The organism is Cupriavidus sp. 05T313 (assembly GCF_056396665.1).
Genome location: NZ_JBFTLX010000065.1, coordinates 23,467 through 34,698 on the forward strand (window position 1 = coordinate 23,467; position 11,232 = coordinate 34,698).

8 protein-coding genes are annotated in these 11,232 nt (G+C 65.8%); 5 read left to right on the plus strand and 3 right to left on the minus strand.

Annotated elements, in window-relative coordinates; genetic code table 11:
- Positions 1-3: 3 nt before the first annotated feature.
- Positions 4-726, minus strand: coding sequence for an NUDIX hydrolase (locus AC1DKD_RS16455; RefSeq protein ID WP_441634937.1), 723 nt, complete (start codon positions 724-726; stop codon positions 4-6).
- A 145-nt stretch (positions 727-871) separates the two neighbouring features.
- On the opposite strand from AC1DKD_RS16455, the gene AC1DKD_RS16460 reads away from it, so the two are divergent.
- A complete protein-coding gene (locus AC1DKD_RS16460; RefSeq protein WP_035864275.1) occupies positions 872-1,900 on the plus strand; it encodes an SPFH domain-containing protein in 1,029 nt (342 codons plus the stop codon).
- A 29-nt stretch (positions 1,901-1,929) separates the two neighbouring features.
- Positions 1,930-2,847 (plus strand): diacylglycerol kinase catalytic domain-containing protein, encoded by a 918-nt coding sequence (locus tag AC1DKD_RS16465; protein ID WP_441634935.1) that lies wholly within the window; start codon positions 1,930-1,932, stop codon positions 2,845-2,847.
- Positions 2,848-2,871: 24 nt separating this feature from the next.
- Here the strand turns inward: AC1DKD_RS16465 and AC1DKD_RS16470 are convergent, their stop codons facing one another.
- Entirely contained in the window at positions 2,872-3,795 is a 924-nt protein-coding gene (locus AC1DKD_RS16470; RefSeq protein WP_477143473.1) for a LysR family transcriptional regulator, read from the minus strand.
- 145 nt (positions 3,796-3,940) lie between these two features.
- Here AC1DKD_RS16470 and metE point away from each other — a divergent pair, with 145 nt between their 5' ends.
- Together metE and AC1DKD_RS16480 are read left to right on the plus strand one after the other, a co-directional pair.
- On the plus strand, positions 3,941-6,031 hold the full coding sequence (metE, locus tag AC1DKD_RS16475) for a 5-methyltetrahydropteroyltriglutamate--homocysteine S-methyltransferase (RefSeq protein WP_477143474.1): 2,091 nt from the start codon (positions 3,941-3,943) through the stop codon (positions 6,029-6,031).
- A gap of 301 nt (positions 6,032-6,332) precedes the next feature.
- On the plus strand, positions 6,333-8,435 hold the full coding sequence (locus AC1DKD_RS16480; RefSeq protein ID WP_477143475.1) for a TonB-dependent receptor family protein: 2,103 nt from the start codon (positions 6,333-6,335) through the stop codon (positions 8,433-8,435).
- 86 nt (positions 8,436-8,521) lie between these two features.
- Here the strand turns inward: AC1DKD_RS16480 and AC1DKD_RS16485 are convergent, their stop codons facing one another.
- Positions 8,522-9,943, minus strand: coding sequence for a DUF1254 domain-containing protein (locus AC1DKD_RS16485; RefSeq protein WP_441634927.1), 1,422 nt, complete (start codon positions 9,941-9,943; stop codon positions 8,522-8,524).
- A gap of 581 nt (positions 9,944-10,524) precedes the next feature.
- On the opposite strand from AC1DKD_RS16485, the gene AC1DKD_RS16490 reads away from it, so the two are divergent.
- On the plus strand, positions 10,525-11,232 hold a 708-nt coding region (locus tag AC1DKD_RS16490; RefSeq protein ID WP_477143476.1), incomplete at its 3' end, for an MFS transporter.

An 11,232-nucleotide genomic window follows, 5' to 3' on the forward strand; every position in this document is an offset into this window, starting at 1 on the left:
CATTCACGCGCGCTCGCGCTGCTCGAAACTCCGCGTGAAATAGACCAGCCCGGACTGCGCTCGCAACCGGTAGAGCGAAGCCGGGCGCCGCCCGGTTTCCTTCTGCGTGCCGAGCTCTTCCAACAGGCCCGCCGCCAGCATGCGGGTCCGGAAAGCCTTTTTCTCCAGTGGCCGGCCCAGCACGAGTTCATAGACGTGCTGCAGCTCGCCAAGCGTAAAGTCCGGCGGCAACAGGTGCGCGGGCAGCGAAGTGTATTCGGTCTTGCCGCGCACGCGCCCAAGCGCCGCGCCCAGGAGGTCGGCGTGATCGAAGGCCAGCGGCACGGACACGCCGTCGCCCTCCACCGGCGCCCAGCGCAGGTCGGCGGCATTGCCGCCCTTCTGCGGGGCCAGGGTGGCATCGGCCAGCAAGGCCATGTACACATGGGTGGTGGACCAGCCGCGCGGATCGCGCTTGGCGCTGCCCCAGCTGCCCACCTGTTCCAGATACGGGCTATTCACTCCGGTCTTCTCCGCCAGCTTGCGCAGCGCGCACCCCTGCAGATCCTGATCCCGTTCGATGTCCACGAAACCGCCCGGCAGGGCCCATTGCCCGGGGAAAGGCTCGCCTTGCAACTGCGGGCGCTGCACGAGCAGCACCTGCAAGGCCCCGGCACGGATGGTAAGGATGACCACGTCCACGGTGGTCAGCGGGCGCCCGAAGGCGGGCGCGGCGGGCTTCGTCATAGGGCTGTGCGCTCCTTGCGGCAGGTTGTTCAGGCCGGATTATAAGTTGACAAGTGTCACAGCCCCACTTACATTAGTGGCACAGACACACTTAATACCCGCCACCGAATGCGGGCAATCAAAGACACCACGCGAAAGGACCACCATGTTCGGCATCCGATTCATCAAGGCAGATCCCACCACCTACCTGATGCAGATGAAGAGCGGCAAGATCGTCCGCGAAGGCAGCGGCCAGTCGTTCTACTACTACGCGCCCACCACCTCCCTGGTGGCGGTGCCGGTGGGCAGCCAGATCCTGCCCTACATCTTCGAGCTGATCACCACCGATTTCCAGTCCGTCACGGTGCAGGGCAATCTCTCCTATCGCATCGCAGAGCCGCGCAAGACAGCCGCCATGCTCAATTTCGCGCTCAAGCCGGATGGCCGCAACTACATTTCCGAGGATCCGCAGAACTTGCGCACCCGCGTCGAAGGCGTGGTGGAAGTGCTGGTGCAGCAGGCCGTTAGCGCGGAAACGCTGCGCTCCGCCCTGCAGGCCTCGGACCGCATGGCGCGCCAGGTCGAAGGCGCGCTCAAGAGCCAGCCGGACGTGCTCGCTTTAGGGCTGGAAATCCTCTCGTTCTCGATGGTGGCCGTCAAGCCGCGCGCCGAAACCGCGCGCGCCCTGGAAGCCGAAGTCCGCGAACAAATCCTGAAAGCCGCCGACGACGCCATCTACGCGCGCCGTAACGCCGCGGTGGAAAACGAACGCGCCATCAAGGAGAGCGAGCTCGACACCGAAGTCGCCGTGGAACTCAAGCAGCGCACCATCCGCGAGACGCAGATGGAAGCCGAAGCCGCGGTGCAAAAGAAGCAGGCCGAACTCGAAGCCAGTGGCATGGAAGCGCAGATCGCGCTGGAAGCGCGCCGCAAGGAATTCGTGGGCCTGGAGGCCGATAACACCCGCACCACCGCCGAGGCCGAGGCACACCGCCTTGGCGCCGTGATGCAGGCGCTGCAGGGCGCAGACGCGCGCATCGTGCAGGCGCTGGCCGCATCGGGCATGGCCCCAGGCCAGTTGATCGCGCAGGCCTTTGGCGGCATTGCCGACAAGGCGGAGCGGATCGGGCAGCTGAACATGTCGCCGGAGCTGCTGCAGTCGCTGCTGGCACCGCAGGCCAAGGGCCGCGGCTGAGACCATACGGGACAAAGGGAGCAAGACACATGGGCACAGCCGCCGATCGCAAGGTAGTGCTGGTGACGCGCAAGACGCGGCTGGAAGAACTGCTGGCGCGCTACCACTCGCTGGCGCAGGCACGCTTCTACCTGGAGCACCTGGGCGCGGACATCACCGATTACCGGCGCGAGCACGACACCTACCTGGCCGCGCGCGAGCAGGTCGCCGCCGTGCTGTCGCGCTACCTGCGCAGGCAGGTGGTGGACCGCCAGTTCCTGCCTAATTTCCTGTTCGGCCCGGACGACATCGTCGTCGCGCTGGGCCAGGACGGCCTGGTCGCCAACACCATGAAGTACCTCAATGGCCAGCCGTTGCTCGGCGTGAATCCCGACCCGGCGCGCTATGACGGCGTGTTGTTGCCGTTCCAGGCTGGCGACCTCGCGCGCGTGCTGGCCGAGGCGATGCAGGATCGCCGCCCTGCACGGCCAGTCACCATGGCGCGCGCCGAGTTGTCGGACCAGCAGGTGCTGTACGCGGTCAACGACTTCTTTATCGGCCCGCGCAGCCACACCTCGGCGCGTTATGAGGTCCGGCTCGGCGCGCAGTGCGAGGTGCAATCGTCGAGCGGGGTCATTGTCTCGACCGGGCTCGGCTCTACGGCCTGGCTCAAGAGCATCGTCACCGGCGCGCGCGCCATCGCGCAGGCGGACGCACCGTATCAGGCCTTGCCGTGGGATACCGACCGGCTGGTATTTGCCGTGCGCGAGCCCTTTCCCAGCCGCGCCACCGATGCCACCCTGGTGTATGGCGACATCCCGCGCGGCGAGCAGATCGTGCTGCGCTCGCTGATGCCCGAGTCCGGCGTGATCTTCAGCGATGGCATCGAAGCGGATTTCCTGCAGTTCAATGCGGGCACCGAGGCACGCATCGGCGTGGCGGAGCGCAGCGGGCAACTGGTGCAATAGCGGCGGCGCGCGCTGCTGTCCGCGCTATGCAAGCTCCGGCAGCAGTTCGATCCCGTCCAGCTCGGCGGCACAGGTATCGCGCACGATAGAGACAAAATCGCGCACATAGGGCCGCTCCGCCAGCGCGGCCGGCGTGGTCGCATACRGCTCGCTCCACAAACCCTTGGCGCCAATCCGCTTGGCCAGCACATAGTCGTGGTCGACGTAGTTCTTCACGCCCCAGTTGGGCAGCGCGGCCACGCCGCGGCGGCTGGCCACCAGTTGCAGCACCGCCACCGTCAACTCGGCCGTGCGCCGCTGCAGCTTGATGCCGGCGGGCTCCAGCACTTCGCGGATCAGGTCGATGCGCTGCTCCGGCACCGGGTAGGTGATCAGGGTTTCGCCGGCCAGGTCGGCCGCCTCGATCCGGCGCTTGTTGCGCAGCCGGTGCTCGTTGGCGATCACCGCCAGAATCTCGAAGCGAAACAGCGGCGCCACCGCCAGTCCGCGCTTGGCCGGCGGCAGCGAGCCGATGACCATGTCGGTGCGTCCCTCGGCCAGCAAGGCCAGCGGATCGGCGTGGAACCCCGCCACCAGGTCCACCTCCACTTCCGGCCAGCGCCGGCGGAACTCGTCCATCACGGGCATCAGCCAGTCGAAGCAGGTATGGCACTCCAGCACGATGCGCAACTCCCCGCGCGTATCGCCTTTGAGCCGGGCTAGATCGCGTTCGGCCGTGCTGATGGCGGCAAGTGTCTCGCGGGCCAGCGCCAGCAGGCGTTCGCCGGCCGGGGTAAAGCGCAGGCCCTGGCGGGTACGGTCGAACAGCGGCAGGCCGTAGTGCGCCTCAATGCCCTTGATCTGGTGGGACAGCGCCGACTGGCTCACATGCACGCGCTCGGCGGCCGAGGCCAGCTTGCCTGACTCGGCGATCGCCACCAGGGAGCGCAGGTGCCTGACTTCGATCACGGCTGGCTCCTGCGTTGGGCCGGGCAGCGCCTGGTCGGATTGATATGAAATTGATTCATACGTTGATTAAATCTTATCGCTTGATTCATTTTACTCCGGATTCCAAACTGGGCGCCATCGTCACATCTCACATACGGAGCATTGCATGGCACGCACCCATATCCCCGGCTTTCCCCGCATCGGCGCGCAGCGCGAACTGAAGTTCGCCCAGGAGGCCTTCTGGCGCGGCGAAACCGACGAAGCCAGCCTGCGCCAGGTGGCGGCCGGGCTGCGCCAGCGTCACTGGCAGTCGCAGGCGCAAGCCGGGCTGGACAGCGTCGCGGTGGGCGACTTCGCCTACTACGACCAGGTGTTGAGCCTGAGTGCGTTGCTTGGCGCCCTGCCCGCGCGTTTCGGCTTCGACCCCGGGCAACTGAGCCTGGCGCAGTATTTCGAGCTGGCCCGCGGCAACAAGGCGCAGCCCGCCATGGAAATGACCAAGTGGTTCGACACCAACTACCACTACCTGGTCCCCGAACTCGCACCCGATACCCGCTTCGATGGCGGCGTGGACTGGTTCTTCGATGAAGTGGAAGAAGCGCTGGCGCTGGGCCTGACGGCCAAGCCGGTGCTGATCGGGCCGGTCACCTACCTGTGGCTGTCCAAGACGCATGTGGACGGCTTCGACCGCCTGAGCCTGCTGCCCGGCCTGGTGGCCGCTTATGGCCGCATCCTGGCCCGCCTGCGCGAGCGCGGCATCGAATGGGTGCAGATCGACGAGCCGGCGCTGTGCCTGGACCTGGCGCCGGCGTGGCTCGATGCGTATGACGGCGCCTACGCCGAACTGGCCGGCTCCGGCGTAAAGCTGCTCCTTGCCACCTATTTCGACAGCGCCGCCGACCACGCGGCACGCGCTGCCGCCCTGCCGGTGCAAGGCTTCCACATCGACCTGGTGCGCGCGCCGCGGCCGGTAGCCGCCGAGCTTGCCGCTACCGATGCCGCACTCACCTCGCGCCGCAGCTCGCGCCGCGTGGTCAACCAGCAGGTGCAGGCACGCGTCGCGGCGGTCAGCGCCGCCATGGCGGAACGCAAGAGCCCCTTCCAGACCCGCATCGAACGCCAGCGCGCCGCGCTGCAGCTGCCGGCGCTGCCGACCACCACGATCGGCTCCTTCCCGCAGACGACMGCGATCCGCCAGACGCGCGCCGCCTACCGCCGCGGCGAGATCGGCGCGCTGGACTACCTGCAACGCATCCGTGCGGAAATCGAGACCGCGGTGCGCAAGCAGGAAGCCCTGGGACTGGACGTGCTGGTGCACGGCGAAGCCGAGCGCAACGACATGGTCGAGTATTTCGGCGAGCAACTGTGCGGCTACACCTTCACCGAGAACGGCTGGGTGCAGAGCTATGGTTCACGCTGCGTCAAGCCGCCCGTGATCTACGGCGATGTGTACCGCCCCGAGCCGATGACGGTGGAAACCACGCGCTATGCGCAATCACTGACCGAGCGTCCGATGAAGGGCATGCTGACGGGTCCCGTCACCATGCTGCAATGGTCTTTCGTGCGCGACGACCAGCCGCGCGCCACCACCACTTTGCAACTCGCGCTGGCCATCCGCGATGAAGTCTCCGACCTGGAGCAGGCCGGCATCCGCATCATCCAGATCGACGAACCCGCCTTGCGCGAAGGCTTGCCGCTGCGCAAGGGCGACTGGGCAGCGTACCTGGAATGGGCGGTGCACGCGTTCAAGATCTCGGCCGCATCGGTGGCGGACGAAACGCAGATCCACACGCATATGTGCTATGCCGAATTTAATGACATCCTGCCCGCCATCGCCGCGCTGGATGCCGACGTGATCACCATCGAGACCTCGCGCTCGGCCATGGAACTACTCGAAGGCTTTGGTGCGTTCGACTATCCCAACGAGATCGGACCGGGCGTGTACGACATCCACTCGCCGCGCGTGCCGAGCGTGGAAGCCATCACGCACCTGCTCGAACGGGCTTGCGAGGTCATCCCGCCGCAACGCCTGTGGGTCAATCCGGACTGCGGGCTGAAGACGCGCGCGTGGCCGGAAACCGAAGCCGCGCTGGCCAATATGGTGGCCGCCGCGCGCAGCCTGCGCGAGCAGATCGGCAAGACGGGCGCCCCCACCTGGCAGCGCACCACCCGCCGGGCGGGCCTCGGCGGGCACGCGGCACAGCATGGCACGGGCCACGCAGCGGGCTGTGTCGATTGCGTGAGCCACGCGGCCTGAGCAACCCGGCATCGAATGAAGCCGGCTTAGATCGAATTAAATCGAATTAAATCGAGTTAGCAAATACGTCAGCCAGCTTTCCGGTGTGCGAAGCATGCCGGAAAGCTGGCTGTTTTTTGTTTCCCGACGGGTAAAAGGAACGGCTTCGCCCTGCCGTCCACATCGCCGGATGTGCCCTGGTGCAATTAATGCGGCACTGTGTCACATAGCGCGCGGCAGGGGGTCTTCCGTATCGTACGCGCCTATCCAAGCACGACGAAAAGGCGCGGCCCCAAGCAGGTCCGGCGTCACAAGGGAAAACATGAAACGAGCCAGACACTGGAAGCGGCGTGCCGCCGCCCTGCCCGCCGCGGCATTCACCAGCGCCGCCCTCGCACAAGCCGCCAGCCCGGCCCCGGCGGACGCCGCTGTCACACTGCCCATAACCACAGTGACAGCCAAGGCGCCGGGATCGCTGACCGTGCCGAATGTCCAGCAGCAGAAACAGGCGCTGGACCAGACGGCCGGCTCGGTAGGCTTTGTCGACGCTGCGTCCTACAGCGACACTTACGCCAGCAACCTGCGCGACGTCCTCAAGGATGCGCCAGGGGTTTATGTGCAGGAGCGCTACGGCCAGGAACTCCGGCTATCCGTTCGAGGGTCGGGCATTGCGCGCGGCTATCACACGCGCGGCCTCGAAATCCTGCAAGACGGCATTCCCACCAACTTCGCGGATGGCAGCGGCGACTTTTACCAGATCGATCCGCTCGGCCTGAGCGCCGCGGAAATCTACAAGGGCGGCAATGGGCTGGCTTATGGCAGCACCACGCTGGGTGGCGCCATCAACTTCACCACGCCCACCGCGCTGACCGCCGACGCGCCCAACCAGTTGCGCGTGGACGGCGGCAGCTTCGGCACCGTGCGCGCCAGCGGCCAGGTCTCGCGCCAGATCGGCGCTTTCGATTTCCTGGCCAACCTGAGCGTCAACCACGCCGATGGCTACCGCGCTCATGAGCGCGGCCAGTACGAGCAGTTCAATGCCAACTTCGGCTACCGCTTCAGCCCGGCGGTGGAAACGCGCTTCTACCTCGGTGCCTATATCGTCGACCAGAAGCTGCCCGGCTCGCTGTCGTTGTCCGATGCACTGAACAATCCGACGAAGGCCTCGCCCGCCGCGGTGGCCGGCGACCAGGCGCGCAATACGCGTACCGAGCGCGTTGCCAACGTGACCACCGTCAAGCTCGACAGCGGCCAGCTCGATTTCACCACCTGGGTCATCCACAAGAGCCTGTACCACCCGATCTTCCAGGTCATCGACCAGGACTCCTGGACTTACGGGTTCGCCCCGCGCTACACCGGCACGCAGACCGTTGGCGGCCTGCGCAACCAGCTTATCGTCGGCGCGCGCTTCTTCGGTGGCAACAACGATGCGCGCCAGTACATCAACAACGCGGGCAACCGTGGCGCCCAGACGCTCAATGCGGCGCAGGACGCGTATAACTACGAGGCCTATCTCGAAGACCGTCTTTACGTAACGCCGACTGTCGCGCTGATGGCGGGCGCCAAGGCTTACCGCAATGTCCGCAACTACCATGACTACGGCGGTCTGCCGGCCGACCCTACAGCCAAGTCCGACAGCGTCGCCTATAGCGGCGTGAACCCCAAGTTCGGCGTGCTGTGGGAGCCGGTTCGCGACGTGCAGGCCTTTGCCGACATCACGCGCAGCGCGGACGTGCCCGACTTCACCGACCTGACCCAGACCTTCGCGGCCACCACCCGTTTCGTGCCGCTGAGCGCCCAGCACGGCTGGACGCTGGAACTGGGCACGCGCGGCAAGCGCGAGCGATTCTCCTGGGACGTGACCGCGTACCGCTCGCTGGTACGCGACCAACTGCTGCAATACACCACAAACCCGAATATCCCGGCCGCCACCTTCAACGCCAACCGCACCACGCTGCAAGGCGTGGAGCTTGGCGTCTCGAGCGACGTGCTGCAAAACGTGTTCGGCTCGGGCGACAAGCTCACGCTGTCGCAACTGTGGAACTACAGCGACTTCCGCTTCGACAACGATCCGCAGTACGGCAATAACCGCATCGCCGGCGTGCCCGAGCACGTGCTGCGCACCACCATCGCCTACAGCCGCGCGGCCGGGCTGCRCGTGGCCGGCACCATCGACTGGGTGCCGGGCGGCGCCTATGTCGACTACGCCAACACGCTGCGCGCACCCGGCTATGCGCTGTTTGGCCTGCAAGCCAGCTATGAATTCCAGCGCGGCGTGACAGTCTTCCTCGACGCGCGCAACCTCGGCGACAAGCGCTATGTGAGCGACTTCAGCACCGTGACCGATGCCCGGACCGCAAACACCATGGTGTTCTACCCGGGTTCCGGCCGCGCGCTCTACGCCGGCATCAAATACAAGTTCTGAGCCGGCAGGCAGTTCGCTGGCATCCTGATGAGAAAAACCCGCCAAGGCGGGTTTTTCTCATTCCTGTGGCTGAAACCGCCCGGAAATCAATCCACCCGTTCCACCGCGGGCGCGTTCCATGCACCGTCCAGCATCGCTTGCCGGGGCCAATACACGCGAAGCGTCAGGTTGAAGGCGTCTGGCGGCGCCGGCAGCCAGTTGGCGGCGCGGCTGCCCTGCGGGCGGGCGTTCTGGATAAAGATATCGAGCGAGCCGTCGCGGTTATACCTGAGCCGGTCGCGGTCGCCGATGGCGTAGCGGCCAAGGGGATTGGCGACGAATGCCTGTTTGCTGTTGTAGAGGGTCAATGACCAGAAGGCATCGGTCGGCGGCATCTGGCCCTTGTTGAAATGCATCCGGTAGCGATGCGCGCCACTCAGCGGCTGGCCCGCGGCATCCACGCGCGTAATGGGGTAGAGCGCGTCCTCCGGCAAATTGGCGCCCAGCCCCACCCATGCCACCACCGCACGCTTGCCATAGGACGTACCGTAATTGCCGAGATCCCGGTGCACGGTCCATTGAATCCCCGGCTCGCCGCCGCGCCTGGCGGCTGCGACGATGCCCGCCAGGGCGGTCGTGGCGCCTTCCTGCACCGCGCGCGCCGTCGAGGGCTCCATCGCAGTTACGGAGAATGGCATGCCCGGGACGATGCCGAGCTTCTTGGTCGATTCCACCATGGCGGCGTCGGCCGCCGCGGGCGGATTGGCGGGCAGCAGCGCTGCGAAACGCGTGAAGAACGCCTGCGCGTCCATGGCTGCCACCTGCTCCACAGGTGGCGTCTCCACGTCCACGGCAACCGCTTCGGTCAGGCTTGGCTGCGTGGCCTTGGGCCGCGCCTTGCCACCCCGCTGCCATGCCGAGAGCGGCATCAGCCGATACTGGTCTTGCAAGTGGCGGACCGCCGCATAATCCTGCTTGCCGTTGGTCTGGGTACGGCCAATCAGCCACACCATATCCGTGGGGGCGCGAATTTCCTTTACACCCGCTGGCAATGTGCCTTTCCATTTAGGACCGGTTACGGCAAACACAGCCCGCTTGGTACCGGTGGTACGCTTGCCTGGAGACGCGAAGACATTGGTCCATGCGTCCATCAGCGGCATCAGGTAATAGCGGCCGTGTGTATCGGGCAGCGACAGGATCACCGGCTCGGCGGACAAGTCCAGCCATGCCGTCGAATAAAGCGTATCCGCATTCGGGCTGACCACCTCGGTGAAAGAAGCGTCCGGGAAGCTGCGCTTGTGCGAGAAAGTATTGACGGGCGTGCGCGCTGTCATGACTTCGCGCGTCACATCCATCAGCACCAGTGGATAGGCGTAGACGAATACCTCGGTCGACAAGGCCTTGTTGGCCGCATCGGACGGCAGCGAGGAGGCTTGCGGCACGGCGGACGATTGCGGGCCCGTGGCACAGGCGGACAACAGCAGACCGAGCGCAAGCGCACTCGTTATTCGGCGTAGCGAAATCATCATGACCCCGGTTCCTCGTCGGACCACCCGTTACGCCGCGCCTCGTCCCGGCATACTCGCGCCGCGTCTTGCCCTCCGCTTTCCGGCCAATCCGGCAGCCTGAGTCAAGACAATATGTTGTCGGGCGGGAATACAGGCGTATGAACCGCCTCTCCGGCAGAGCCTGGATCTTTCCGCACGGGACTGCAGCGATTCGCCCCACCGTCAAGGCGTGCATTATCTCGATAATGCGCAGAATAATAATCCCAGCGCGAACCGTTTCGATAACGTAGACCCGTGCGCGGTATCACCATTGGCGCGCAAACTCGCGCCCAATATCCGGGCATCGTTCAGGGATATAACCATTTGCCGTGAGCCGGACGGCGCCAGGGCGGCATGGCGCGCGCCGAGCGATTGTCGCCACGACGCACGGCGGTCCTGAAACACGCTCCCGATGTTCGGCTTGGGCGCTCCGCTCATTTGGCCGATACTGGGAATGCTGGCCGTCCTCGCTCGCCGCACGGTGCTTCGGCCCGGCTTGCCCCAGCGTCCAGATGCGAGCGGACCGGACCGCGGATTGCATTCACGCGATGGACGAGACCGTCATGGCAACTGGCAGCGCGACRTTGGCCAAGCACCCCGATCTGTCACCGGCGCAGGTATATCTCTTTGCGTTCACGCTGGGCTGCGCTACTGGCGTGGATTTCGTGGCGTCATCCATGATGGGCGTCGCCGGTACGCACATCCGGGGCGGCATCCACGCCTCGCCGGAGGATTTTCTCTGGAGCCTCACGTCCTATGCCGCCGCGGCCATGGCCGCCAACCTGGTGCTGCGGCGCATCGCGCAGGACATCAGTTATCGCGGCTATACCCTGCTCGGCCTGGCCATCGCCACCGTGGGCGCCGTACTGTGCACCGTTTGCAATACGCCACTGGAACTGAGCCTGGCGCGCGCCGTGCAAGGTTTCGGCGCCGGCGGCTTGTTCACCGCCTCACGCATCATCATCCAGCTGGTGGCGGCCCGCGAAGAGCGCCGCCCTCTCTTTCTCGGCTTCAATGCCGGCGGCATGGGCCTGGCGGCGCTGGCCCCGTGGCTCACGGCGGTGCTGGTGGAGGATGCGAGCTGGCGGATGATCTTCGCGGTGCAGGCAGGCATGTCGGCCGCGGCGATCCTGCTGGTGTTCGTCTCGTATCCACGACGGCTCGCGGCATCGCTTGCACCGTGGGAAGTGGACGTCGGCGGCATGGATTGGATTACAGTGATCTTGCTGGGCACGGGCGCGCTGGTCCTGCTGCACGGGCTGGGCGACCTG